The organism is Pseudomonas sp. TH37, from assembly GCF_016650735.1.
Classification (GTDB): Bacteria; Pseudomonadota; Gammaproteobacteria; order Pseudomonadales; family Pseudomonadaceae; genus Aquipseudomonas; species Aquipseudomonas farris.
On sequence record NZ_JAEKFD010000002.1, the window covers coordinates 581,949 to 608,626 of the forward strand.

Below are 26,678 nucleotides of genomic sequence, written 5' to 3' on the forward strand. Positions count from 1 at the left end.
AGTATAGGCCCGTCACAAGGCGCATCGTGGCAGTCTTGCAACGACTAAATGCGGCTGGCGGCGTTTTGCGCCTCGATTACGACCAGGGCTTCCAATGACTGGATGTGATCTGTCGATTCTTTACCGTACCTTGCATCGGCGTAAGACATACGGCTGTTGCTCATATAGGTTCGCAACAGCTCACTCAGTCCCTCTTTACCGATCAAGACGTTCAGATCCTTGGCCCCGTCAAGTTCGATGGTGGTTTCAATTACCGCAGTGCTGTAGAGCTCTTCCAGTATTTTGTCAGGCACGTTGGGTAATTTGGTTGTCGTGTCGATGAACAGGTTCACAACTTGCCTGGCCGTACTGATCGTGGCGTCGTTGAACAGTGCGCGGCCCTGGTTCACCGCGGATACGGTCTTGGCGATTTCGATTGCGGAGCCGCTGTTTTGTACGGCCTTGACCAGGTCGTAAGCCCCGGCGGCACCGGTCAATCGGCGCAACTGAAAGACCCCCAGCCGTGTGGCGGACTGGCCAAAGTGGCCGAGTCTCAGCGCACTTTTGCCGATCAGTTTGGCGCCGCCGTAGGCCAGTTGCGGAATGCCGTCCAGAGGATTGAACAGCGACAGGACAAAACTCCCGCCGACTTTGCCCAAATTCAGCAATTTGGAACTACTCGCGGCTGCTTTAAAGAAGACGCCGGCCGCACCCACGAAGGAGAACAGCAACGTGGTTGCATCCATCACACAGCTGAACAATGCGCCACTGCGACGATCCGGATTACCCGAGGCGAGTCCTTCAATACATTTTTGAACGGGATGATGATGTTGAGAACAGTGTCGAAAATCTTCTCAAAATTTTCCCCGCTCTGTTCGATGTCGGTTTTGTCGTAGCCCATTGCGTAAAAATGATCGTAAGTCATCGGAGGATTGTGTTGTGCAATCAGTTCACTGATGTCACGGAACCGCCCGGAGTTGAAACTTTGCATCGGGCTGCGCAGGGAAGTTGCTGAGTCGCGCATGTCGTTGAATTGGCCAAAGCGTTCCAGGAGGACACCCTCAGCGTTCAGCACCGAGTCGTTGGTGAGTTCCGAGCCTTTGAAATAAGTCCGATAGTCAATGTGCGCACCGTACACATAGGTCTGCTTCTTGAAACCATCAGCATCATCCGGGGAGTCCCCGAGCCAGATCCAGTTGTCATTGAGCTGCTGGGTCAGGGCTTCATTTTGCCGACACAGACCTTGCAGCGGGAACAGTTCATAGGCACGGACTTCGCTGTTGAACCTGGAAACAATCAAAATGCCAAACGGCGCTCTGATGTTGCGCTCGGCCCCGAAGATCAGTCCGTGATTATCGGGAGGGGTGGATTGGGTCACATGATAAAGCGCCAGTTGGCCATATTCGATGGCAATCCGGTCCTCTACCTTTAATCGCGACATGGCCAGACGCAGAACTGTCGCGATCCCCGTTTTATAGGGGGCGTACTGCCTTTCGAGTTGTCTGGCATACAGATCGTTGGCAGGCTCCAGATTCAGAACCGCCGTCGCGACCGAATGGTTATAGGCGGTCAATTGGCGTGCCAGATACAGGTCAAGCAGGGAGTTTTCTATGCCAGAGTAGGCGGTGGCAAGTTTGGTTGCGGGATTGATGCCCAATTCCACTATCGCGGCTTTTGCCAGTGCCCTGCGGCTCACAGGTGGGGTGGTAATGCTTTTAAGGGCATCGCTCATAGTGTCAATGAATGCGTTGTATTGGGTCGTGGCGTGTTTGACGATTTGTTCCGTTGGCAGGTCGTCAGCGCCTTCCAGTTCAAGCCCATTGATCATCGCCCAATCCAGCACGCACTTCACCATGATCACGCCTTGCAGCGTGCGTTGTTCGGTGCTGGTTGGCGAAATGGCCCCCAGTTCCATCAACATCTCGTATGACAAGGCGCGGGATAACCCGGGAGCGATGCTTTCAGCGAGAAGAACCGATTTGCGCAACATCACCCAGCCAGGGGAACCAATCTGCAAGGCCTGCGGTGTTTGCACCAGAAACTCCGGTGCCAGCCCGGCGAGTATCAGTTGCAATGCCAAGGGCACGGCCGTCGGGTTAACGCGCCGAAATCCGCTGAAGTGCGCAGTCAAATATTGTCGTACATCGTAGGTATTCGCCTGTACGTTGTGGGAGGCATAAAGACTGGAGGAGCAGAAACTGTGGTTTCTATCGGCTGTACCCAAAGCAAAGTCCAGCATGATTGCTGCAACCAGCAAACCGCTGCGTTGCTCAGGGGACAAGGGGGCGGTAGAAGCACTTTGCGGGTGTAATGCATCGAAGCAGGATTGGGCGAAGGTTTTTGCCACGGGCGTCTCGATCAGCAGTTCCCAACTCAGACTCGGCTCTTCCTGCAAAAATGCGGCGGATCTATCACCGAGAATGGCATCGGTCAGGTAATTGATCAGCGGTTCAACGGGTTTTCCTGCGTCGTAAAATAGTTTGGATGTTTCATGATGAATAATGTGGCGCTGGTCTTCAGTGATGACCAAGGTGGCTTCATGGGTTTCGTTGGAAGTTCCGCCCCAGTAGTTGCCATGCTTTGGTGGTTCAGGCAGCGATAGTTTCAGTAAGGTAATCAGGTTTTCAACATGCTCGGCGGTCTTCGGCACATCCAGTTGATGGAAGCGAAGCCAGTTAACGAGAGGCACATGTTTTTTCGAAGAAACAATACCGCCGGTAAGTTTTGCCGCTTTCACCAGAAGCTCAATGTCGGCATTGAGTGTGGAAATGGCAGTGACTACATCAGTGACATCGACGTGTGAAATATAAACATCAGAGATGGATGAGGTGTCTGGCACCTGAAGAATAGCGCCGCTGTCCGTGACCAGAATCCACTCTTCATCGCTCGGGCCAAAAGGGCCGGAGAGCCCCGCAAAATAGGGTTGCATGATCAGCCGCTGAAGTAGCGTGCTTGCCGCCTGGTGGTTTTTTTCGAAGTGGCTGTCTTCGACAATTTCGACGATCACTTGCGTAATGTCGACAAAATTATCTGCAGGATTATGGGAGAGAAATGCTTGCTGCCCGATCTGCGAGTCAAGTATTGACTTCAATGTTTCAGCAATGGCTTGACGTTCTTTAATATTGCCGGAAATGGGTAGGGAGGCGAATAAGTTCAGCGGGTTGTTCATGAGGTTTTCATCCATCCTTGGTATTGGTTTGTTAAAGTTTTGTTAAGTGATTCATTGATCGGTCAGCCTGTTTCTGAGGCGGCGAAACTATATATCGAGTTTTTATTTGGTTGGCATATGTTTGTTATCAAGTTGTGTAAGAGGTAAATGAAAGTTGGCGGGTTGTGTTCTTTCGCTGAGCATTGACTGTTCATGGAAGGGGCGAGGGCAGTTTTCTTCAATACCGGGCGCCGGGCGCTGGTTACCGTCAGCGTTGTGTTCCTTGAATTGAAGCAGGTGTGTGATGAGTCTGATTGTTTCGATGGCAGCGTTTGCGCTGGCGGCTTCGATTACACCGGGACCGGTGAACATTGTGGCGTTGAGTTCGGGGGCGCAGTTCGGTTTCCGCGCGAGCCAGCGGCATGTGGCTGGGGCGACCTTGGGGTTTGTTCTGCTGTTGGTGCTGATGGGGTTGGGTTTGCATGAGGTGTTGCTGCGTTGGCCGGCGTTGACGCGAGTGGTGCAATGGGCGGGGGTGGCGTTTCTGTTGTTCATGGCTTTCAAATTGGCCACTGATAACGGTCAACTCGATGCCAAGGAGTCGGGGCGGGCGCCGTCGATGCTGTATGGCGCGGTGATGCAATGGCTCAACCCGAAAGCCTGGCTGGCCTGCGTGGCGGGGATGGGCGCGTTTGTCGCCGACGGTGAGGCTCGGCTGGTTTGGCAGTTTGCGGCGGTGTATCTGGTGATCTGCTACTTGTCGGTGGGTTGCTGGGCATATGCCGGGACGTTTTTGCGCGGCTATCTGAGCAATCCGGCGGGGATGCGCCTGTTCAATCGGATCATGGCGTTGTTGCTGGCGGTGAGTGCGGGGTATTTGCTGTTGCCGTAAGTTTGCGATGGTGGTTCCTGGCACAACTATTATTACCAATGCTTTCCCTGTGGGGCAGTTCCACCCATCAAGGCTTGTGGCGAGGGAGGTTGAGTTAGCCGCGATACTGCCCCGGTGTCGCCGCCAGATGCTGTTTGAACGCGCGCTGAAAATGCGCCTGATCGGCAAACCCCGCTTCCAGCGCCACATCGGCAATCAACTTGCCGCTACGCAGTTGTTCCTGCGCGAACTGGATGCGCCGGTTAACCAGAAACGCATGGGGCGTCATGCCGTAATGCTGTTTGAAGGCACGGATCAGGTACGACGGCGACAGTTGCGCAGCCTCGCAAATGTCCTCGAGCTTGAGCATCTGCGTGCAGTTGTCGCGGATATAGTCGGCGGCCCGTTCCAGCTTGAAATTGGGTTCGCGCAGCGGTTGATCGATAGGGTTGAGCCGCTGTTGCACCTCGGTGAAAAACTCCACCGCCGCGCTGTGCTTGCGCAGCACGTCTTGCTGCTGATCGACCAATATTTCGTACAAATTCTTCAGGCCGGCAAACAGCTCGACGTCACGATTGTGAGTGATGGAAAACCGGCGAAATGCCAAGTCCTGGCTGAAGCCGAGTTGATGCTGCAAATCGGTCAGCCAGGGCGTCTCGACGTACAGCATCAGGTACGACCACGGCTGGTCGTCGATCGGATTGCAGGCATGCACATCGCCCGGATTCATCAGTACCACGGTGCCGGCACTGACCTGAAACTCCGATTGCTCGTGGATATAGGTGCTGCGCCCGGCGGTGATCGCCCCGATAGAAAAATGCGCGTGGGAATGCCGGCTGTAGCAGACCTCGCGACCGTCGGCGATGGAGCGGGCTTCGATGAAGGGCAGGGCGTCGTCACGCCAGAAGCGCGGGGCTTTGTCTGCATCTTTGGCGACGGTGTGCTTCATCCTGGCGTCCTCGGCGGTTGAGCTTTGGAGTGTATTATCTCTCGCCGTCAAAGGCTCGTTGCAGCGTGGCGATGTCGAGTTTTTTCATCTGCAGCATCGCCGCCATGGCGCGCTGGGATTTGGCTGTGTCGGGGTCTTTCATCATGTCCATCAGAACGACCGGCACGATTTGCCACGACACGCCGAATTTATCCTTGAGCCAGCCGCATTGCTGGGCTTCAACGGGACCGCCCGCAGACAGGCGCCCCCAGAAGTGGTCGACTTCTTCCTGAGTGTGGCAATTGACCTGGAATGAGATCGCCTCATTGAACTTGAAAACCGGGCCACCGTTAAGGCCGGTGAAGCTCTGCCCATCGAGTTCGAAACTGACGGTCATTACCGAACCTTCCGGCCGGCCATGGATTTCCTGACCGGCCTTGCCGTAATGGGTGATGCCGGCGATTTTTGAATGATCGAAGATTGCGCAGTAAAACTTCGCGGCTTCCTCGGCCTGATCGTCGAACCAAAGGCAGGGCGTGAGTTTTTGAACGCGGTGCATGGCGGTGCTCCTCTACGGGTTAATCACTCTGGATTATCAGCGTAGTCAGTCCGTCGTCGACCGGTGGCGCCGTAGATCGACAACTCGCAAGAAAACGGATGCCGATCCTTCGGCAGCGCTTGGGGCCAGGCTCAGAAGTCCCACTTGGTCGTCAGTTGCAGGCTGCGCGGTTCGCCGTAGAAACCGGTGCCAAAATTTCCCAACCCCGTGTAGTACGTCTTGTCGAACAGATTCTTGACGTTGACGGTCGCGCTCAGGTGATCGTTGAAGCGATAGCGTGCCATAAGGTCCACCAGGTAGTAGCTGTCCTGGGTGATGAGTGAGTATTGGCCGAAGTTGACGGTGTCGGAGGGGTTGGGTTGGAACACGTTGCCGAAAAACTCGCTTTGCCAGTTCACACCGCCACCGACGGTCAGGTTTTCCCATGTGCCGGGCAGTCGATAGGTGCTGAACACGCGCACCACTTGTTCCGGGGCGGTGGTTTGCAGCACCGAGCCGTAGACGTAATCGCCTTTGGCATCGCGGGTGTGGTTGTAGGTGTAACCGGCCGACAGGTTCCAGCCTTCCATCACTTCACCGACTAGCTCGAACTCGAAGCCTTTGGTGGTCGCGCCCTGAACGGCGGTGTACACCGACTCGGTCTCGAAGCCGCTGACGTACTGGGCGATGTTGTCCTGTTCAATGCGGAACACCGCGAAACTGGCGTTGAGGCGCCCACCAAAGTATTCGGCCTTGATGCCTGCTTCGTAGCTGTCGCCTTCCACCGGGTCGAGCAGTTTTCGCGCGGCGTCCTTGCTCATTTGTGGCTGATAGATGCTGGTGTAACTGGTGTACAGCGACCAGGTATCGTTGAGGTCGTAGATCAGCCCGGCGTAAGGGGTGACTACGCCAGTCTGGCGGTAGCTGTCACGCACGTCGGGCGTGTTCGGGTCGCTGTAGTCGAGGTGGTCGCTGCCCTTGAAGTCGCTGACCCGGCCGCCGAGGATCACCGACAGATCATCGGTGGGCTTGAGCCGGGTGGCCAGGTAGGCACCGGTCTGGCGCTGGACGATGTCGTTATCGCCAACGCGCGGGATGTCTGGTTTGGGGAACTCGCCGCGCCAGTCGAAGATGCTGCTGTTTAGGGCCGGATAGACCGAGCCGTGCACCGGAATGTCCTGGCGGGCGTTCATCGACATGAAACCGGCGATCAACTCATGCTCGCGACCGAACAGGCTGAAAGGGCCGGTGAGGTTGATGTCGATGTTGTCCTGAACCTGATCGCCCTTGAACTTGCCCATGTACATGAACATGCCGTTACCGGTGACCGGGTCCGGATTGCCGCCGCTGGCCGAGCCGAGCAGGGTGTCGTGCTGGCGGTGTTTGCGGTCGTAGCTGACTTTCAGTGTCCAGTCGTTGGCCAGTCGCTGTTCCACGGAGGCGAAAATTGTCTGGTTGGTGAAGTCGCGACGACTCCAGTCGGTGGCCGGGTTGAAAGAGCGGGAGAAGTTGGTGCGCGAGCCGTCGCTGGAGTACATCGGGAAACCGGTCCAGCTGGCGCCGCGCGAACGGGTATTTTGCTGGTCCATGCCGAAGGTCAGCAGGGTGTCCGGGGTCAGGTCGGCTTCGAGGATGCCGTAGGCGATGTCCTTGGTGTTCTGGTAGTGATCCATGTAGGCGCTGCGGTCCTGATAGACCCCGACGAACCGCCCGCGCACGTTGCCGCTTTCGGTCAGCGGGCCGGAAATGTCGCCTTCGCTGCGATAGTTGTCCCAGAAGCCGACCGTGCCAGCAATCGAGGCCTTGAATTCTTTGGTCGGGCGCTTGCGGATCAGGTTGACGGTGGCCGAGGGATCGCCCGAGCCGGTCATCAGGCCCGTTGCGCCTTTGATGATTTCAACGCGGTCGAAGGTCGCCATGTCGGTGCTGGTGGTGCCGTAATCGTAGACGCCGTCATAGTCGGTGTTGACGCCGTCGTACTGAAAGTTGGTGATCGGCAGGCCGCGACTGGAAAACTCCCAGCGTTCGCTGTCGTAGTTTTGCACGCTGATGCCGGGGGCGCGGCGCAGGGTGTCGGCGATGCTGGTGGAGCCCTGGTCGTCCATTTGCTGACGGGTGATGACGGTCACCGACTGCGGTGTTTCGCGCAGGGACAGCGGCAGGCCGGTGGCCGAAGACGTCGAGCCAGTGGTGTAGGAATGAGTGTCTTCAGTGGTCGCGCCCAGCCCCTGACCGGAAATGTTCGTGGCGTCCAGTTCCAGCGCACCTTGCGATGCGGGCACTGCTTGCAACACATAGCCGCCGTTGCCCTGGGGGCTGGCTTGCAGGCCGCTGCCTTGCAACAGTCGCTGCAACGCTTGCGAGTCGGTGTAGTCGCCATCGAGGCCGGGGCTGCGCTTGCCGGCCGCGAGGTCGTTGTGGCCGGCGAGGAAGACTCCGCTCTGCTCGGCGAAGCGATTGAGTACGCTTGCCAATGGTCCCGCCGCTATCGAGTAATGGCGTGCCCGGGGGCTGGACTGTTCACTGGCGCCCGTGGTGTCTGCTTGAGCGAACGGCGCTGAGAAACTCAGGAATGCGGCCGGCAGGGCCAGCGCCAAGGGGCGCAGGGCAAAACAAGTGCGGGTGAAGGCGTTGCGTGACATGGCGTTCCCTGGAATCAGTTCGATCGGCAATGTGAGTGCTTCTGAGGGGTTAACCGAACGAGAAAGACAAAAGGGAACCGATTGCCGAAAAAAGTTTGCTGCTCAGACTTTCGGGCCGACGCTGACCCACCAAGGGAAGGTCTTTTGCACCTGGATCGGCAATGCCGCTTCCAGCAGGCGCAATGCCTGATCGGTGTCCTTGAGCGGGAACGAACCCATGACCGGCAGCTCGGCGACGACCGGATCGCAGTGCAAATGCCCCGGACGGTAGCGATTCAATTCGTCGATCAACTGGCCCAGTGCCAGGTTGTCTGCCAGCAGCAGGCCATGGCGCCAGGCTTCCCGTGAGGGGCTGGCAGCGGTGCTCAGCGCCATTGCGCTGTCGTTGAACGCCAGTTGCCGACCGGCCTCCACGACCTGCAATGCGCCTTGGTGGGTGCGGACTTCAACCGCGCCTTCATAGACGTTCAGCAACGTCTGTCGATCTTCCAGACGAACACTGAAGCGGGTACCCAGTGCCCGCAGTCGCCCTTGGGCGGTTTCCACCAAAAACGGTCGGCCGGGGTCCTTGGCGGTGTCGATCAACACTTCGCCGCACTGCAACTGCAGCAAGCGTTGCGTGGCATCGAAGCGGACATTCAGCGCACTCAGTGCATTCAGCCAGATCCGGCTGCCATCGTTGAGCACGGTTTCGCGGGTTTCCCCGGTGCCGGTAGCGAGGTCGGCAGTGAACCGGTCGAGCGTTTCCGGCAGCGGCGTGCCGCGCCAGGCAGCCCACCCCGTCAGGCTGCCAGCGGTGAGGATCAGCAGGCTCTTGAGGGTCTGTCGGCGACTGATTGGCGAGCAGCCGGTGCCGCGCAGGACTTGGCTGACAGCCTGTTGCTCGCTCTCGTGTTGCAATGGAGTGAAGCGCTGGCCGACCCGTTCGATGTAGCGCCAGGCGTCCTGATGGTCAGCACTTTGGGCCAGCCAGGCCTGCCAGCGCAGGCGTTCGTGATCGGCCACTTGTGGGTCGTGGAGTTGCACATACCACTGGGCCGCTTGCTCGAGGCTGGCATGGCTGAGTTTTTTCAAGGGGAGGGCGGGCATGGGGTTATTCAATCAGCAACCCATCGAGCTCGGCCTCGAGGATCGCGCAATGCATCATGGCCTGGGCCAGGTACTTCTTGACCATGCGCTCGCTCACGCCGATCTCGCTGGCGATGAGTCTGTAGGGCATGCCGTGCAGTTGAGCCAGGATAAATGCATCGCTGACCCGCTTGGGCAAGCGCTGCAGCAGGGCGTCCACTTCGTGCAGGGTTTCGACGATGATCGCCCGCTGTTCCGGTGAAGGCTGCAAGGCGGGAGGTCGTGCGGCGAGGGTTTGCAGCCACGCTTGCTCCAACTGCCGACGACGCCAGTGATCGATGCACAAACCGCGAGCAATGGTCGCCAGATAGGAGCGCTCTCGAACGTCGCAGTCGAACGCCTGCGGCCGCTTGAGCACCCGCATGAAGGTGTCATGAGCCAAGTCAGCGGCATCCATCGCATTCCTGAGGCGTCGACGCAACAACTCGTACAGCCATTGGTGGTGGCAGGTATAGAGGTTTTGAACCGAAGAAAAGTCAGCGATTGTCATTGAGAGCACACGTCCATGGCGACCGGCGTCGCGGTGCAAATAAGAATTGGTCGCGATTAAAGCAAATGGCCGGAAGTCTCGCAAATGATATTGGTTTGCTTTTAGGTGGGCCGTAGCAGCTGCCGAGCCTGCGAGGCTGCGTTCGGCTGCGAAGCAGTCGTGAAATCAGATGTCGCGGTGCGCCAGGAATACCGTGCATGTAGGGTTTGCGACGGCTTTGCCGCCGAACGCAGCCTCGCAGGCTCGGCAGCTGCTACGAGCGCGGCGGCAGCGACCGGTGGTCGATGAACATGGCTAGTGGGTCAAATTGCGCTTAGCTGTAGGGATAACCCAAGGCGCGCGTAACCGCCGACCTTGTAGGAGCGAAGCTTGTGGCGAGGGGGCTTGCCCCCGTTGGACTGCGAAGCTGTCCTAAAACCTGCAATCTCGTACTGTCAAGCACACCGGTACGCACTGGATTTGCGACTGCTTCGCAGCCGAACGGGGGCAAGCCCCCTCGCCACGAGGCGCCCCTTCAGAACACCGTGAGTCTGAGGAAACCCGCAATGTTGACCCTTAATATCAATGGCAAGGACCAGGAACTGGATGTCCCCGCGGACATGCCGTTGCTCTGGGTGCTGCGCGATGTCGCGCACCTGACGGGCACCAAATTCGGTTGCGGCATGGCCCAGTGTGGCGCTTGCACCGTACACGTCGACGGCGCGCCGCTGCGCTCTTGCATCACGCCCGCCACGGCGGTGGCCCACGGGCAGAAAATTCTCACCATCGAAGGCTTGTCCGCCGATGGCTCGCACCCGGTCCAGCAAGCCTGGGCCGAGCTCGACGTAGTCCAGTGCGGTTATTGCCAGTCGGGGCAGATCATGTCGGCGGCAGCCTTGCTGGCGAAGATCCCCAAACCCACCGACAGCGACATCGACCAGGCGCTGTCCGGCAACATCTGCCGCTGCGGCACCTACCCAAGAATCCGCGCCGCGGTCAAACGCGCCGCCGAGATCGGTTGATACCACGTCGAAGGGAGCTGACCCATGAACAGAATCAACCCTGTCTCGCGTCGCGGTTTTCTCAAGGGCAGCGCAGTGTTGGGCGGTGGTCTGGTGGTGGCGTTTGTCATCCCGGGTGCCAATCGCTTTGCTCTGGGCGCCGAGAATCAAGGAAACGTCTTCGCCCCCAATGCCTTTTTACGCATTGGCAACGACAACAGCATCACCGTGCTGCTCGGGCATTCGGAAATGGGCCAGGGCATCTGGACCGGCCTGACCATGTTGATCGCCGAAGAGCTGGACGCCGACTGGTCGAAAATCCGCGTCGAACATGCGCCGGCCTCGGCGGCCGATTATGGCCTGCCGGGGTTTGGCGGGATGCAGATCACCGGCGGTTCGACGTCGACCTGGATGGAGTTCGACCGCTATCGCCAGGCAGGAGCAGCGGCGCGCTTGATGCTGATCGAGGCGGCGGCCAAGCGATTCGACGTGGCGCCTTCGCAGATTCGCACCGAATCGGGCGTGGTCATTACTGGCGACAAACGCGCCACTTACGGCGAACTGGCGGATGACGCCGCCAAGCTGCCGGTGCCGGATCCGGCGTCGATCAAGTTCAAGGAAGCCAAAGACTGGAAGGTCATCGGCAAACCTACCAAGCGCCTCGACACCCCGGAGAAAATCACCGGGCAGGCGAAGTTCGGCATGGACGTGCAATTCGATGGGTTGATGACGGCGATGGTCGCTCGCCCACCGGTGTTCGGCGGCAGCGTCAAATCCTTTGAAGGCGCCGAGGCACTGGCGGTGCCGGGCGTGCACAAAGTGGTGCAGGTGCCCACGGGTGTCGCGGTGATTGCCGATCATTATTGGGCGGCGAAGCTGGGGCGTGATGCGCTGAAGATCGAATGGGATCTGGGGCCGAACGCCGGACTGGACAGCCAACAGCTGCTGGAAAGCTTTCGTAAACTCGCCGCCACCCCCGGCACTTCCGCCAGTAAGGCCGGGGATGCGACGACGACGCTGGGCAAAGCGGCGAAGACGATTGAGGCTGAATACAGCGTGCCGTACCTGGCTCACGCGCCGATGGAACCGCTCAATTGCACGGTGAAAATCTCCAAGGACAAATGCGAAATCTGGACCGGCACGCAGTTTCAGACGCTGGATCAGATGATCGCGGGGAAAATCACCGGGCTCAAACCCGAACAGGTCGAGATCCACACCCAATTCCTCGGTGGTGGTTTCGGGCGACGGGCCAATCCGACCTCGGATTTTGTCAGCGAAGCCGTGTACGTCGCCAAGGCGGCGGGCGGGCCGGTGAAAACCGTCTGGGCCCGAGAGGATGACATTCGCGGCGGCTACTACCGCTCGGCGTTCCTGCATCGGGCGCGCATCGGATTGGGTGCCGACGGCATGCCGATGGCCTGGAAGCATGTGCTGGTCGGGCAGTCGATTCTGACGGGCACGTCGTTCGCGGCGACCATGGTCAAGGACGGCGTCGACAAAACCTCCGTCGAAGGCGTGGCCGACAGTCCTTATCTTGTGGGACTGGCCAATCATCAGGTCGAACTGCATTCACCGCAAACCGGCATCAGCGTGCTGTGGCTGAGGTCGGTGGGGCACACCCACACGGCATTTGTCATGGAGTCGTTGATCGATGAACTGGCAGACGCGGCCGGCAAGGATCCAGTGGAATACCGACGCGCCTTGCTCAAGGCGCATCCACGGCATTTGGGCGTGCTGAATCTGGCGGTGGAGAAAGCCAACTGGAAAGCACCCTTGCCAGACGGTCACGCATTGGGCGTGGCGGTGCATGAGTCCTTCGGCAGTTACGTCGCCCAGGTGGCCGAGGTGTCCCAGGACAATCTGGCGATTCGCGTGCACCGGGTGGTGTGTGCGGTGGATTGCGGCATTGCGGTCAACCCGCAGGGCATCGCCGCGCAGATGGAATCGGGTATCACCTTCGGTCTCGGATTTACCTTGCACAGCAAGCTGACGTTCAAGAACGGTCAGGTGGAACAGTCCAATTATCACGACTATCAGGTCCTGCGCCTGAACGAGATGCCGGTGGTCGAGGTGCATATTGTCCCCAGCAGCGACAAACCCGGCGGCATCGGCGAGGTCGGTGTACCGCCCGTGGCACCGGCCGTGGCGAACGCGGTGTTTGCGTTGACCGGACAGCGCCTGCGGGAACTGCCGTTGCAACTGTCGGGGGTGTGAGATGAGACGACATCTGATTCTGGGCGCGGTGGTGCTGATCGGTCTGAGTGGCTATGCCTCGGACCTGTTCGCTGATGATAAAGAGGCGGTGAAGGCGTTCGACACGGTGCAGAAAGTGTTCCAGAGCCCGCGTTGTCAGAACTGTCATATCCCCGGCGATTCGCCGCTGCAGTTCGATGCCGGTATTCCTCACGCAATGAATGTGGTTCGCGGAATGGACGGCAAGGGCGCGGCCGGTTTGCCGTGTGCTACATGTCACGCTGAAAGCAATCCTCCGGCCAGTTATGGCCTCAACGCGCCACCCGGAGCGCCGCATTGGAGCCTGCCGCCGGCTGCGCACAAAATGGCCTGGATCGGCCTGCCAGCCGACAAGTTGTGCGCGATGATCAAGGACCGATCCAGTAATGGCGATCGTGATTTTGCGGCGCTGATCAAACATGTCAGCGAGGACAAACTGGTGCTCTGGGGCTGGCGCCCGGGTGAGGGACGGGCGCCGGTGCCGGTGCCCCATGACATCTTCGTCACCCAGTTCAAACTCTGGGCCGATGCTGGAGGGCCGTGTCCGGTGGCAGGTAGCTGACCAGCGGCGCATTTATAGGGAGTCATACCGGGTATGAGCGACTCTAACGTTCATATCCATCAAGGAGTGAGTGATGCTAACCCCAGGAAAACCGCTCAAACCCGGCGCTGGCGCAGACATGCGTGCGCCGAATGCCCTCGACAGCGCAGATCGCGATGTACTGCGCGATCTGGCGCGAAAGGCCGAGCAAGCGCTGATGGGCGTGCAGATGGCGAGCATGGATGAATTGACGCTGCTCTCCAATCGTCATGGCTTCGAGGCTTTGGCTCAGTTAGGGCTGGAGGCCTGTCAGCAGTTGGGCAAACCCGCGACCCTGCTGTTCTTCGACCTTGATGACTTCAAACGCATCAATCAGCTGTACGGTCGCGCCGAGGGTGACGATGCCCTGAAAACCTTCGCCGATGTGCTACGCATCGCCTTTCGTGAAAGCGATGTGATCGGCCGGCTCGGCAGCGATGAGTTTGCTGCCTTGCTGACCGGCGCCGACGCCGTGGAAATCGCCGCGATCAGAGCGCGCCTCGAAGAAATACTCGATGAACGCAATGCCACAGCGCATCGTGGCTATGACATTCGCTTCAGTATCGGGCAGATCGAGTTTGATTCTCGGCTGCACCAGACGGCGGAAGACTTGCTGGCTTTGGCCGATAAGGCGCTGTGCGCCCGACAGTTCGACGCTCGTCATTGTTGAGTGGCGTCTTGCAGGACCGCTGCAACGTGCTCGGCTGTTCGCAACAGCCGGTCGGGCAGATCATTTGGCGAACAACTGATCGATATTCTTGAACGCCTTGAACTCCAGAGCGTTGCCGCTGGGATCGAAGAGAAACATCGTCGCTTGTTCGCCCACCAATCCCTGAAAGCGGATACCCGGTTCGATGACGAAGCGCGTGCCAAGGGCTTTCAAGCGCTCGGCCAGCGTTTCCCATTCCTCCATCCCCAATACCACACCGAAATGCGGCACCGGTACGTCGTGGCCATCCACGGCGTTGGTATGGGCGGCTTCCTGAGAAGCGTTTTTTGGTGCCAGATGAATCACCAGTTGATGGCCGAAAAAGTTGAAATCGACCCAGTGGTCGCTGGAACGACCTTCTTCCAGGCCGAACACTTCGCCGTAGAAGCGCCGGGCAGCGGCCAAGTCGTAAACCGGGATAGCCAAGTGAAAAGGGGACAGTTGCATCGGACGTGCCTCGACGGGTTGAGCGTTAAGACCGAGTTTAGTCCTGTGCTTTTTGATTGAAAGACGATAGTTTTTGCGACGAGCTCAAATTATTTCGATCAATCGGAGAGCCGCATGCTGCGGGAACTGAAAACCTTCATTGCCGTGACGCGTCATGGCACGTTCGCAGCGGCAGGCATGCACATCGGCCTGACCCAGTCGGCGGTCAGCGCACAGATCCGTAACCTCGAACAGGCGTTGGGCATTCGCCTGTTCGATCGCACCGGCCGTCAGGCGATTCTCAACGCGGCGGGGCAGCGGGCGTTACCGATGGCTCGGGAAATCCTTGAGACCTTCAACCGCATGGCCGTCAGTGATAGCGTCGGCGAGTTTCGTGGCGAATTGAAGATCGGCGCGGTGGCCACCGTCCAGACCGGGTTGTTGCCGCGCGCGCTGTTACGCCTCAGGCAACAGGCGCCATTGCTGGAGGCGAAGCTGGTGCCGGGGGTATCCCTGCGTCTGTTGAGCCAGGTGGACACCGGCGAAGTGGACCTGGCGATTCTGATCAAGCCGCCGTTTGAATTACCCAAGGAATTGTCGGTGCAAGTCATTCGCCGGGAGCCGTTTGTGCTGATCGTGCCGGCAGACCTTGAGGGTGACGACCCGCTGCAGTTACTCGCCAACCATCCACACGTACGCTACGACCGCAATTCTTTCGGTGGGCGCCTGGTGACTCGCTTTTTACGCGAGCAGCAGATCGATGTGCGGGTGGCTCTGGAGCTGGATGAGCTGGAAGCTATCGTCAAAATGGTCGAATGCGGACTGGGTGTTTCGCTATTGCCCGAGGCAGGGCTGTGGCTTGAGCATGGGGCGAAGGTGCGGATCATCCCGTTGGGTGAGCTGACGTTCTACCGGGAGATCGTGCTGTTGCAGCGTTATAGCCAGCGCACACAACCGATCCAGCAGTTGTTTGCGCGGTGTTTGACACAGATCGACGACTAAACGCTACCCCCTGTGGGAGTAGAGAACACAAAATCTGTGTGCGGCGCGGACTATTGTGGGAGCGGGCTTGCCCGCGATGAGGTCATCACATCCAACATTGATGTTGCGTGATACTCCGCAATCGCGGGCAAGCCCGCTCCCACAGTTGATCGAGTGCGCTGCAAGATTGCAGGCATAAAAAAACCCGCCAATCGGCGGGTTTTTTCATGGCTAACCGAAGATCACTCTTCGATGTTGCCCATGGCGGTGGTGTTGAAGCCGCCGTCTACGTACATGATTTCGCCGCTGATGCCGGACGCCAGGTCCGAGCACAGGAAGGCGCCGGCGTTGCCGACTTCGTCGATGGTGACGTTACGACGCAGCGGGGTTTGCGCTTCGTTGGCGGCCAGCATTTTGCGGAAGTTCTTGATGCCGGAAGCGGCGAGGGTGCGGATCGGGCCAGCCGATACGCAGTTCACGCGGGTGCCGTCCGGGCCCAGGGAGCCAGCCAGGTAACGCACGCCAGCTTCCAAGGAAGCCTTGGCCATGCCCATTACGTTGTAGTTCGGCATGGTGCGCTCGGCGCCCAGGTACGACAGGGTCAGCAGGCTGCCATTGCGGCCTTTCATCATTTCGCGGCCAGCCTTGGCCAGGGCCACGAAGCTGTAGGCGCTGATGTCGTGAGCGATGCGGAAACCTTCACGGGTGGTGGCTTCGGTGAAGTCGCCGTCCAGTTGGTCGCCCGGGGCAAAGCCGACGGAGTGCACGATGCAATCCAGGCCGTCCCACTTCTTGCTCAGTGCTTCGAAGACCTTGGCGATTTCTTCATCGCTGGCCACGTCGCACGGGAAGCACAGCTCAGGGCTCGAACCCCAGCCTTGTGCGAATTCTTCGACACGACCCTTGAGTTTGTCGTTCTGATAAGTGAAGGCAAGCTCAGCGCCCTCGCGATGCATGGCGGCAGCGATGCCGGATGCGATGGACAGCTTGCTGGCGACACCGACGATCAGTACGCGCTTACCGGCGAGAAAACCCATGTGTTGCTCCTCTTTTCAGGTTTATTGCGCAGTGGCTGGTGCCAGAAAAGCGGCTTCCAGCAACTGCTGTGTATACGGATGTTTGGGGGCGGCAAAGATATTTTGCGCGTCTCCCTGTTCGACCACTTGGCCATGCTTGACCACCATCAGCTGGTGGCTCAGCGCTTTGACGACAGCCAGGTCATGGCTGATAAACAAATACGTCAGGTTGTACTTGGTTTGCAGTGAACGTAGCAGCTCCACCACTTGGCGTTGCACGGTGCGGTCGAGGGCCGAAGTCGGCTCGTCCAGCAGAATCAACGCCGGTTTTAGCACTAATGCCCGGGCAATGGCGATTCTTTGCCGTTGCCCACCGGAAAATTCGTGGGGGTAGCGGTGCCGGGTTTCCGGGTCCAGACCTACCTCCTTGAGTGCCGCAATAATCGCTTGTTCCTGTTCTGCCTCGGTGCCCATCTTGTGGATCCGCAGGCCTTCGCCGACGATCTGGCTCACGCACATCCGTGGGCTCAGGCTGCCGAACGGGTCCTGGAACACCACCTGCATCTCCCGCCGCAGCGGTCGAACTTCACTCTGCGTCAGGCAGTCTAGCTGCTTGCCTTCAAAACGGATGGTGCCTTTGCTACCGATCAGCCGCAATATTGCCAGGCCGAGCGTCGATTTGCCGGAACCGCTTTCTCCCACAATCCCCAAGGTCTGGCCCTGGGGCAGGCTGAAATTAATCCCGTCGACCGCTTTGATATGGTCCACGGTCTTTTTCAGAAAGCCTTTCTTGATCGGGAACCAGACTTTCAGGTCCTCGACCTGCAGCAACGGCGGGCCAATCACATTGGTCGCCGGCTTGCCGCTGGGCTCCGCTGCCAGCAGTTCCCGCGTGTACGGATGCTGCGGCGCGCGGAACAATTCTTCGCACGATGCCTGTTCGACGATGCAACCGCGCTGCATGACACATACGCGATGCGCAATTCTTCGTACAAGGTTCAAATCATGACTGATCAGTAACAACGCCATGCCCAGACGGGCCTGCAATTCCTTCAGCAGTTCGAGAATTTTCAGTTGAACGGTCACGTCCAGCGCTGTGGTCGGTTCGTCGGCGATCAGCAATTCCGGCTCATTGGCCAGGGCCATCGCGATCATTACCCGCTGGCGCTGGCCGCCGGACAATTCGTGGGGCAGGGCCTTGAGACGCTTCTCCGGTTCGGGGATGCCGACCATTTCCAGCAGTTCCAGCGTGCGCTTGGTCGCGACTTTGCCGGTCAGGCCTTTGTGGATGCCCAACACCTCGTTGATCTGCTTCTCGATCGAATGCAGCGGATTGAGCGAGGTCATCGGCTCTTGAAAGATCATCGCAATCCGGTTGCCGCGGATGTGGCGGATGGTTTTCTCTTTCAGATCCAGCAGATTCCGGTCGGAATAAGTGATGGTGCCGGATGGGTGCCGGGCCAGCGGGTAGGGCAGCAGTCGCAGGATCGAGTGGGCGGTCACCGATTTGCCGGAGCCGCTTTCACCCACCAGCGCCAGGGTTTCGCCGCGCTTGATATCGAAGCTGACGCCCTCGACCACCCGCTGAACGCGTTCGCCGACGATAAATTCGACGGCCAGGTCGCGCACTTCGATCAGATTGTCCTGATTCATTTCACTTCCTCGGGTCGAAGGCATCGCGAGCGGACTCGCCGATGAACACCAGCAAACTCAACATCAGCGCCAGCACCGCAAACGCACTCATACCGAGCCACGGCGCTTGCAGATTGGATTTGCCCTGGGCCACCAGTTCACCCAGGGACGGCGCGCCCGGCGGCAGGCCGAAGCCAAGGAAGTCCAGGGCGGTCAGGGTGCCGATGGCTCCGGTCAGGATGAACGGCATGAAGGTCATGGTCGAGACCATGGCGTTGGGCAGGATGTGGCGGAACATGATCGCACCATTTTGCATGCCCAGCGCACGGGCCGCGCGCACGTATTCCAGGTTACGACCGCGCAGGAACTCGGCGCGCACCACATCCACCAGGCTCATCCACGAGAACAGCAGCATGATCCCCAGCAGCCACCAGAAATTCGGCTGCACGAAACTGGCCAGAATGATCAGCAGGTACAGCACCGGCAACCCGGACCAGATCTCCAGAAAACGCTGCCCGGCCAGATCGACCCAGCCACCATAAAAACCCTGCAAGGCCCCGGCGATCACGCCGATGATCGAACTGAGAATGGTCAGCGTCAAAGCAAACAGCACCGAAATCCGGAAGCCATAAATCACCCGGGCCAGCACATCGCGGCCCTGATCGTCGGTGCCCAGCAGATTGTCGGCCGAGGGCGGCGCGGGGGCCGGGACTTTCAGGTCGTAGTTGATGCTCTGGTAGCTGTAGGGGATCGGTGCCCACAAGACCCAGGCGTCCTTGGCCTTGAGCAGTTCGCGGATGTACGGGCTCTTGTAGTTGGCTTCCAGCGGGAATTCGCCGCCGAACGCGGTTTCCGGGTAGCGCTTGAGTGCCGGGAAATACCAGGCGTTGTCGTAGTGCACCACCAGCGGTTTGTCGTTGGCGATCAGCTCGGCACCGAGGCTTGCGCCGAACAGAATCAGAAACAGCCACAGCGACCACCAGCCACGCTTGTTGGCCTTGAACAGTTCGAAGCGTCGGCGATTGAGAGGGGACAGGTTCATCTCAATGCTCCCGGCTTTCGAAGTCGATGCGCGGATCGACAAAGGTGTAAGTGAGGTCGCCGATCAGTTTCACCACCAGCCCCAGCAGGGTGAAGATGAACAGTGTGCCGAAGACTACCGGGTAGTCGCGGTTGATCGCCGCCTCGAAACTCATCAAACCGAGGCCGTCGAGGGAGAAAATCACTTCCACAAGCAACGAGCCGGTGAAAAAGATCCCGATGAATGCCGAAGGGAAACCGGCGATCACCAGCAACATGGCGTTGCGAAACACATGGCCGTACAGCACGCGATGGCGGGTCAGGCCCTTGGCCTTGGCGGTGACCACGTATTGCTTGTTGATTTCATCGAGGAAGCTGTTCTTGGTCAGCAGCGTCATGGTTGCGAAGTTGCCGATTACCAGTGCGGTCACCGGCAGTGCCAGGTGCCAGAAGTAATCGAGGATCTTGCCGCCGGTGCTGAGCTCATCGAAGTTGTTCGAGGTCAGGCCTCGCAACGGAAACCAGTCGAAATAGCTGCCGCCGGCGAACACCACAATCAACAGGATGGCGAACAGGAACGCCGGGATCGCGTAACCGACGATGATTGCCGAACTGGTCCAGACGTCAAAGTGGCTGCCGTGTCGCGTCGCCTTGGCGATCCCCAGCGGGATCGACACCAGGTACATGATCAGCGTGCTCCATAGCCCCAGGGAGATCGACACCGGCATCTTTTCCTTGATCAGGTCGATGACCTTGGCGTCACGAAAGAAGCTGTCGCCGAAATCCAGGGTGGCGTAGTTCTTGATCATGATCCACAAACGTTCCGGCGCCGATTTGTCGAAGCCGTACATGTGCTCGATTTCCTTGACCAGCGCCGGGTCCAGGCCTTGCGCCCCACGATAGGCAGAACCAGCCACCGACACTTCGGCACCGCCGCCGGCAATGCGGCTGGTGGCGCCTTCGAAGCCTTCGAGCTTGGCGATCATCTGTTCCACCGGCCCACCGGGGGCCGCCTGGATGATCACGAAGTTGATCAGCAGAATGCCGAGCAGGGTCGGGATGATCAGCAGCAGTCGCCGAAAAATATACGCCAGCATCTGATTACTCCGTGCCCGCAGGGTCGGCTTGCAGTTTGGTTTCGACTTCTATCGGCAATGTCGCGTTGGGCTTGACCCACCAGGTATTGATGCCGATGTCATATTTGGGCGAAACCTGCGGGTGGCCGATGTGGCTCCAGTACGCCACGCGCCAGGTCTTGATGTGCCAGTTGGGGATCACGTAATAGCCCCATTGCAGCACCCGGTCCAGCGCCCGGGCATGGGCCACCAGGCTTTGCCGCGAATCGGCGTTGATCAGCTGCTCGACCAGTTGGTCCACCACCGGGTCTTTCAAGCCCATGGAGTTGCGACTGCCGGGTTTGTCGGCTGCGTCGGTCATCCAGAACTCACGCTGTTCGTTGCCCGGCGAGTTGGACTGCGGGAAGCTGCCGACGATCATGTCGAAGTCCCGGGAGCGCACGCGGTTGATGTATTGCGAGACATCGACGCGACGGATTACCAGGTCGATACCCAGGTCGCTGAGGTTGCGCTTGAACGGCAGCAGCACCCGCTCGAACTCGGTCTGGGCCAGCAGGAACTCGATGGTCACCGGTTTGCCGGTGGCGTCGACCATCTTGTCGTCGACGATCCGCCAGCCGGCCTCTTGCAGCAGTTGATAGGCCTTGCGCTGTTGGGTGCGGATCATGCCGCTGGCGTCGGTCACCGGGTTCTGGAACGCTTCGCTGAACACTTGCTCGGGAATCTTGCCGCGGAACGGGTCGAGGATCGCCAGTTGATCGGCGTCCGGTAGGCCAGTGGCAGCCATTTCCGAGTTTTCAAAGTAACTTCGGGTGCGCGCGTAGGCACCGTTGAACAATTGCTTGTTGGTCCATTCGAAGTCCAGCAACAGGGTCAGTGCCTGGCGCACGCGCACATCCTGAAACACCGGACGGCGCAGGTTGAACACGAAGCCTTGCATGCCAGTGGGGTTGCCGTTCGGGATTTCTTCCTTGATCAGCCGACCTTCGGTCACCGCCGGAATGTTGTAGGCCTTGGCCCAGTTTTTCGCGGCCGATTCCAGCCAGTAGTCGAACTGACCGGCCTTGAGCGCTTCCAGCGCGACGGTGTTGTCGCGGTAGTAGTCGGTGGTCAGCACGTCGAAGTTGTAGAAGCCGCGATTGACCGGCAGGTCCTTGCCCCAGTAATCCTTAACCCGCTCATAGCGCACCGAGCGTCCGGCCTTCACTTCACTGACTTTGTACGGGCCGCTGCCCAGCGGCAATTCCAGGTTGCCCTTGTTGAAGTCGCGGGTGGCCCACCAATGCTTGGGCAGTACTGGCAACTGACCGAGGATCAGCGGCAACTCACGGTTGTTTTTATGCTTGAACTTGAACAGCACTTTGAGCGGGTCTTCGGCGACCACTTCTTCAACGTCGCTGTAATAGCCGCGGAAGAGCGGGGCGCCGTCCTTGATCAGGGTCTGGAAGCTGAACACCACGTCTTCGGCACGTATCGGGTGACCATCGTGGAAGCGTGCTTCGGGACGCAGGTAGAAACGCACCCAGCTGTTGTCCGGGGCTTTTTCGATTTTGCCGGCGATCAGGCCGTATTCGGTAAACGGTTCATCGAGACCCTGTTTGGCCAGGGTGTCGTAGATCATGCTGATGTCGTCGGCCGGCACGCCTTTGTTGATGAACGGGTTGAGGCTGTCGAAGCCGCCGAACCCGGCCTGGCGGAAGATCCCGCCCTTGGGTGCGTCGGGGTTTACGTAATCGAAATGTTTGAAATCGGCCGGGTATTTCGGCGGCTCGTTGTACAGGGTCAGGGCATGTTGCGGGGCGGCACAGGCCAGCCCGGCGAACAACAGACCACTGGCCTGCAAGAGCAGGGCGCGTACGGGTTTCATCGATCTTTCTCCGAAGATTTCAACCACCACGCGCTTAGGTCCAGGGTGTAGGGCGGCGTGGTGACGAAGGCGAACCGGTTGCGGTAGGCCAGGCGGTGATAATTGAGGTACCAGTTGGGAATGATGTAGTGCTGCCACAGCAGCACCCGGTCGAGCGCCTTGCCGGCGGCGACTTGTGCATCGCGGGTCTGGGCGGCGAGCAGTTGTTCGAGCAAATGGTCGACTATCGGGTTGGCGATACCGGCGTAGTTCTTGCTGCCCTTGACCCCGACCTGGCTGGAGTGGAAGTACTGCCATTGTTCCAGACCCGGGCTCAGGGTCTGGTTGAGGGTCATCAGGATCATGTCGAAATCGAACTGATCGAGGCGCTGTTTGTACTGGGCACGATCGACCGTGCGCAGCCGTGCGTCGATGCCGATGCTGGCGAGGTTCTCGACGTAAGGCTGAAGGATGCGCTCCAGGTTCGGGTTGACCAACAGAATCTCGAAACGCAACGGTTGGCCGATGGTGTTCTGTAGCCGCTGACCGTTGAGCTTCCAGCCGGCCTCGGCGAGCAGTTCCAGGGCCTTGCGCATGGTTTCCCGCGGAATGCCGCGGCCTTCGGTCTGCGGCAGGCTGAACGGCTCGGTGAGCAGCTTGGCGGGCAACTGATCGCGATAGGGCTTGAGCAATAGCCACTCATGACCGACCGGTAGCCCGGTGGCGGAGAACTCGCTGTTGGGGTAATAGCTCATGGCGCGCTTGTAGGCGCCGCTGAACAGCGTGCGGTTGGTCCACTCGAAGTCGAACATCAGCCCCAGCGCTTCGCGGACCTTGGCCTCGGCGAAAGCTGGTCGCCGGGTATTCATGAACAGGCCCTGGCTCTGGGTCGGGATCTGATGCGCGATTTGCGCCTTGATCACCTCGCCACGGCGCACGGCGGGGAAGTTGTATCCGTTGGCCCAGTTCTTTGCCTGGTGCTCGATGTAGATGTCGAACTCACCGGCCTTGAACGCTTCGAAAGCCACGTCGCTGTCACGGTAGAACTCGACTTCCATGCGATCGACGTTGTACTTGCCGCGATTGACCGGCAGGTCTTTGCCCCAATAATCCTTGACCCGTTCGAAGACGATCTGCCGCCCGGGCGTTACCGAGGTGATGCGATACGGCCCGCTGCCCAATGGCGGCTCGAAGGTGGTGGCCTTGAAATCGCGACCTTCCCAGTAATGCTGAGGCAACACCGGCAACTCACCCAGGCGCAGGATCAGCAGCGGATTACCGGCGCGCTTGAAGACGAAGCGGATGCGCCGTGGGTTGAGGATATCCACCCGCGACACTTCCTGAAGGTTGGTGCGGTATTGCGGATGACCTTCCTTGAGCAGCAGACGGTAAGAGAACGCCACGTCGTAAGCGGTAATCGGCGTGCCATCGTGGAAACGCGCTTCGGGGCGCAGGTTGAACACCACCCAGCTGCGGTCTTCGCTGTATTCCACCGATTGGGCTATCAGGCCGTAACTGGAGGTCGGCTCATCGCCGGATGGCGCGTATTGGCCGGTGCCGACCATCAACGGTTCATTGAGTTCGTTGATGCCGTATTGCAGGAAGTTGCCGGTGGAAACCGGGCTTGAGCCTTTGAATGTGTAAGGGTTGAGCGTATCGAAGGTGCCAAACGCCATCGCCCGCAACGTACCGCCCTTGGGCGCTTGCGGGTTGACCCAGTCGAAGTGGGTAAATCTGGCCGGGTACTTGAGCGTGCCGAACTGCGCATAACCATGGCTTTCGCTGATCGTCGCGCTTGCGGGGGAGCTCAAGGCCAGGCTGATCAGGAGCAGAAGGAGGGGACGCTTCAAGTCAGAGATCCGATCCAGGCGGCTTGGGCTTTGTGGGCCGTACAGTAACAGCTTGTATCGACAGGAAAAAGACGGGGGGTTAATGCGGGCGTAATGCTGAGGCGGGTCGAAAAAAAAGATCGCAGCCTGCGGCAGCTCCTACACCGATCATGTACACCCAAGATTGATCGGATGTACGCATTATCTGTAGGAGCTGCCGAAGGCTGCGATCTTTTCGGCATCACATCAATTCTAATTCGGCGAAGCAACCGTCAGCATCTGCCCCGGTTTCAGCGCTTGGCCAACCCGAGGGTTCCAGCGCTTGAGGTGCTGCATTTCAACGTTGAAGCGTTTGGCGACCATGTACAGCGAGTCGCCTTGCTTGACCTTGTATTGGGTCTTTTGCGTCTTGTTGGTTACCTTGCCGTTCGCCTTGCTGTTCGCCGCGACCACGGTGTTGACGCGCCCGGATTTTCGTTTGGTGGTGTCCTGCATCACCAAAGTCTGGCCGACCTTGAGGTTCTTGCCGTTCAGCTTGTTCCAGCGTTGCAGGTCTTTGACGTCGACCTTGTTAGCCTTGGCAATGGTGCCCAGGTTGTCGCCGCGCTTGACCCGATAGGCGCGCTTGAGGCTGGCGATTTCGCTGTCGTCTGCCCCTTCGAACACCGGCTTGAACGATCGCTGACTGATCAGCTCGTCAGGACGCATGGTCGACAGGCTGGCGGTCAGCAGTTGCGCCTTGGACGTTGGCACCAGCAGATGCTGGGGGCCGTCGATGGTGGTGCGCTGCTTGAAGGCCGGGTTGAGCTGGAACAGTTCGTCTTCGTCGATGTTGGCCACCGCGGCAACCTTGGACAGGTCCATGCGCTGGTTGATTTCGACGACCTGGAAGTACGGTTCGTTGGCGATCGGGTTGAGGTTCACGCCATAGGCTTCGGGCGCCAGGACCACTTGCGACAGGGCCAGCAGCTTCGGCACATAAGCCTGGGTTTCCGCTGGCAGCGGCAGGTTCCAGTAGTCGGTCGGCAGGCCGAGTCGTTCGTTGCGCTCGATGGCCCGGCTGACCGTGCCTTCGCCGGCGTTGTAGGCCGCCAGCGCCAGCAGCCAGTCACCGTTGAACATGTCGTGCAGGCGGGTCAGGTAATCCATGGCCGCGGTGGTCGAGGCGGTGATATCGCGCCGGCCATCATAAAAGCGGGTCTGACGCAGGTTGAAGTAACGCCCGGTGGAAGGAATGAATTGCCAAAGACCCACCGCGTTGGCCCGGGAATAGGCCATCGGGTTGTAGGCGCTTTCAATCACCGGCAACAGCGCCAGCTCCAGCGGCATGTTGCGTTCTTCAAGGCGTTCGACGATGTAGTGAATGTAGAGGCTGCCGCGTTCGCCGGCATTTTCGAGGAAGGACGGGTTACTGGCGAACCACAGGCGCTGTTGCTCGATGCGCGGGTTGACGCCCAGGTTGTCCTGCAACTGGAAGCCCTGGCGCATGCGCTCCCAGACGTCCTGTGGAATTTGCGGTGTTGGTTTTTCGCTGAGCCAGATGGGTTTTTGCTTGGCTCGAGCGGCAATATTCGGAGTGTGTGTCGCTTCGGTCTGCGGCACATGGCTGGAACAGCCCGCCAAAGTGGCGGACACAGCCACCGCAATGGCTTGAGCCAAGCGGGTCAATGCGTCTGAATTGATGGCTTTACGAATAGGTGACGACATTGGCTGGAAGTAAGTTCCGGGCAAAAATGTCGGGCGATTCTAGAAAGCGCACCCCCTGCGGTCAACCATTCAGAATTTTTGTATTATCAAGCAGCCTCCCTAGAACGTATCTTTCCAAGCTCGAAGAGCAGCAAAAACCGCACTCGGAGCCCGGTTATCGGGTCCGTTCCGTTCGTCCACTTTTTCTTTAACGGATGTTTCTCCGGTACGCAAAAACGGATTGGTGCGCTTTTCCAGTGCCAGCGTCGAAGGCAACGTCATGATTCCGGCGTCGCGTTGCCGGGTGACTTTGGCCAGTCGTTCGAGGGTATCGGGGTTGTTCGGTTCGACCGCTGCGGCGAACTTCAGATTGCTCAGGGTGTACTCGTGAGTGCAGTAGACCAGCGTGTCTTCGGGGAGCGCTGCGAGGCGGCTCAGCGAGTGATGCATTTGCTCGGGCGTGCCTTCGAATAACCGTCCGCAACCGGCAGCGAACAGGGTGTCGCCGCAAAACAAATGACCCTGGTGATAAAAGGCGATGTGCCCCAGGGTATGGCCCGGCACCTGGATGACGTCGAAGTCCCAGTCCAGCACGTTGATGCGGTCATTGTCCTTGAGCGCCACGTCCCGCGCCGGGATGCTTTCGCTGGCCGGGCCGTAGACTGTCGCGTCTGTCGCTTTTTTCAGCCGCTCGACGCCGCCGACATGGTCATGATGGTGATGAGTGATCAAAATATCGCTTAACACCCAACCCGGGTGTGCCGCGAGCCAGGCTTGTACTGGCGCGGCATCGCCCGGATCGACCACGGCGCAGCGCTGGGTGCTGTGGTCTTGTAACAACCAGATGTAGTTGTCGGTGAAGGCGGGCAGGGCACTGATCTGTATCATCGTCGGATTCGCCAAGCGGAAAACATTGGCGCATCTTAGAACTTCCTGGCGCG

Annotated in this window: 22 protein-coding genes; 6 read left to right on the forward strand and 16 right to left on the reverse strand. The window is 59.1% G+C overall.

Annotated elements, in window-relative coordinates:
- Positions 1-44 precede the first annotated feature (44 nt).
- Together JFU11_RS07785 and JFU11_RS07790 are read right to left on the reverse strand one after the other, a co-directional pair.
- On the reverse strand, positions 45-725 hold the full coding sequence (locus JFU11_RS07785; RefSeq protein WP_201060291.1) for a hypothetical protein: 681 nt from the start codon (positions 723-725) through the stop codon (positions 45-47).
- Entirely contained in the window at positions 725-3,148 is a 2,424-nt protein-coding gene (locus JFU11_RS07790; RefSeq protein ID WP_201060292.1) for a hypothetical protein, read from the reverse strand. The genes JFU11_RS07785 and JFU11_RS07790 overlap by 1 nt, the downstream gene beginning before the upstream one ends.
- Before the next feature lie 283 nt (positions 3,149-3,431).
- On the opposite strand from JFU11_RS07790, the gene JFU11_RS07795 reads away from it, so the two are divergent.
- Positions 3,432-4,019 carry a LysE family translocator gene (locus tag JFU11_RS07795; RefSeq protein WP_123720487.1) on the forward strand — a complete coding sequence of 196 codons (588 nt, stop codon included), beginning with the start codon at positions 3,432-3,434 and terminating at the stop codon, positions 4,017-4,019.
- Positions 4,020-4,113: 94 nt separating this feature from the next.
- Here the strand turns inward: JFU11_RS07795 and JFU11_RS07800 are convergent, their stop codons facing one another.
- The 5 genes from JFU11_RS07800 to JFU11_RS07820 form a co-directional block, all read right to left on the reverse strand.
- Positions 4,114-4,947, reverse strand: a complete 834-nt coding sequence (locus JFU11_RS07800) for an AraC family transcriptional regulator (RefSeq protein ID WP_123720488.1) — start codon at positions 4,945-4,947, stop codon at positions 4,114-4,116.
- Positions 4,948-4,981: 34 nt separating this feature from the next.
- Positions 4,982-5,485 carry a VOC family protein gene (locus JFU11_RS07805; protein WP_123720489.1) on the reverse strand — a complete coding sequence of 168 codons (504 nt, stop codon included), beginning with the start codon at positions 5,483-5,485 and terminating at the stop codon, positions 4,982-4,984.
- 131 nt (positions 5,486-5,616) lie between these two features.
- Positions 5,617-8,106: a TonB-dependent siderophore receptor gene (locus tag JFU11_RS07810; RefSeq protein ID WP_201060293.1), complete on the reverse strand. Its 2,490-nt coding sequence runs from the start codon at positions 8,104-8,106 to the stop codon at positions 5,617-5,619.
- A gap of 102 nt (positions 8,107-8,208) precedes the next feature.
- Positions 8,209-9,195: a FecR domain-containing protein gene (locus tag JFU11_RS07815; protein ID WP_201060294.1), complete on the reverse strand. Its 987-nt coding sequence runs from the start codon at positions 9,193-9,195 to the stop codon at positions 8,209-8,211.
- Between the two features lie 4 nt (positions 9,196-9,199).
- Entirely contained in the window at positions 9,200-9,724 is a 525-nt protein-coding gene (locus JFU11_RS07820; RefSeq protein ID WP_123720491.1) for a sigma-70 family RNA polymerase sigma factor, read from the reverse strand.
- 545 nt (positions 9,725-10,269) lie between these two features.
- On the opposite strand from JFU11_RS07820, the gene JFU11_RS07825 reads away from it, so the two are divergent.
- From JFU11_RS07825 to JFU11_RS07840, 4 genes are all read left to right on the forward strand, one after another.
- On the forward strand, positions 10,270-10,725 hold the full coding sequence (locus JFU11_RS07825) for a (2Fe-2S)-binding protein (RefSeq protein WP_007906916.1): 456 nt from the start codon (positions 10,270-10,272) through the stop codon (positions 10,723-10,725).
- A gap of 24 nt (positions 10,726-10,749) precedes the next feature.
- On the forward strand, positions 10,750-12,918 hold the full coding sequence (locus JFU11_RS07830) for a xanthine dehydrogenase family protein molybdopterin-binding subunit (RefSeq protein ID WP_201060295.1): 2,169 nt from the start codon (positions 10,750-10,752) through the stop codon (positions 12,916-12,918).
- Position 12,919: 1 nt separating this feature from the next.
- A complete protein-coding gene (locus tag JFU11_RS07835) occupies positions 12,920-13,498 on the forward strand; it encodes a hypothetical protein (protein ID WP_123720493.1) in 579 nt (192 codons plus the stop codon).
- Between the two features lie 73 nt (positions 13,499-13,571).
- Positions 13,572-14,186 carry a GGDEF domain-containing protein gene (locus JFU11_RS07840; RefSeq protein ID WP_123720494.1) on the forward strand — a complete coding sequence of 205 codons (615 nt, stop codon included), beginning with the start codon at positions 13,572-13,574 and terminating at the stop codon, positions 14,184-14,186.
- 60 nt (positions 14,187-14,246) lie between these two features.
- On the opposite strand, the gene JFU11_RS07845 is transcribed toward JFU11_RS07840, so the two are convergent.
- Positions 14,247-14,672 (reverse strand): VOC family protein, encoded by a 426-nt coding sequence (locus JFU11_RS07845; protein WP_123720495.1) that lies wholly within the window; start codon positions 14,670-14,672, stop codon positions 14,247-14,249.
- 114 nt (positions 14,673-14,786) lie between these two features.
- On the opposite strand from JFU11_RS07845, the gene JFU11_RS07850 reads away from it, so the two are divergent.
- Positions 14,787-15,653, forward strand: coding sequence for a LysR family transcriptional regulator (locus JFU11_RS07850; protein ID WP_201060296.1), 867 nt, complete (start codon positions 14,787-14,789; stop codon positions 15,651-15,653).
- 221 nt (positions 15,654-15,874) lie between these two features.
- Here JFU11_RS07850 and fabI read toward each other — a convergent pair whose 3' ends face one another.
- From fabI to gloB, 8 genes are all read right to left on the reverse strand, one after another.
- On the reverse strand, positions 15,875-16,669 hold the full coding sequence (gene fabI / locus JFU11_RS07855; protein WP_007906751.1) for an enoyl-ACP reductase FabI: 795 nt from the start codon (positions 16,667-16,669) through the stop codon (positions 15,875-15,877).
- Between the two features lie 21 nt (positions 16,670-16,690).
- Complete coding sequence (locus JFU11_RS07860) at positions 16,691-18,301, reverse strand: ABC transporter ATP-binding protein (protein ID WP_201060297.1); 1,611 nt, start codon at positions 18,299-18,301, stop codon at positions 16,691-16,693.
- A 1-nt stretch (position 18,302) separates the two neighbouring features.
- On the reverse strand, positions 18,303-19,322 hold the full coding sequence (locus JFU11_RS07865) for an ABC transporter permease (protein WP_008074378.1): 1,020 nt from the start codon (positions 19,320-19,322) through the stop codon (positions 18,303-18,305).
- Between the two features lies 1 nt (position 19,323).
- Positions 19,324-20,397, reverse strand: a complete 1,074-nt coding sequence (locus JFU11_RS07870) for a microcin C ABC transporter permease YejB (protein WP_007906757.1) — start codon at positions 20,395-20,397, stop codon at positions 19,324-19,326.
- 4 nt (positions 20,398-20,401) lie between these two features.
- Entirely contained in the window at positions 20,402-22,243 is a 1,842-nt protein-coding gene (locus tag JFU11_RS07875; RefSeq protein ID WP_201060298.1) for an extracellular solute-binding protein, read from the reverse strand.
- Complete coding sequence (locus tag JFU11_RS07880; protein ID WP_201060299.1) at positions 22,240-24,072, reverse strand: extracellular solute-binding protein; 1,833 nt, start codon at positions 24,070-24,072, stop codon at positions 22,240-22,242. Before JFU11_RS07880 ends, JFU11_RS07875 begins: the two co-directional genes overlap by 4 nt.
- A 231-nt stretch (positions 24,073-24,303) precedes the next feature.
- Positions 24,304-25,758: a transglycosylase SLT domain-containing protein gene (locus JFU11_RS07885; RefSeq protein ID WP_201060300.1), complete on the reverse strand. Its 1,455-nt coding sequence runs from the start codon at positions 25,756-25,758 to the stop codon at positions 24,304-24,306.
- Positions 25,759-25,857: 99 nt separating this feature from the next.
- Positions 25,858-26,625 (reverse strand): hydroxyacylglutathione hydrolase, encoded by a 768-nt coding sequence (gene gloB, locus JFU11_RS07890; RefSeq protein ID WP_123723001.1) that lies wholly within the window; start codon positions 26,623-26,625, stop codon positions 25,858-25,860.
- Positions 26,626-26,678: the final 53 nt, after the last annotated feature.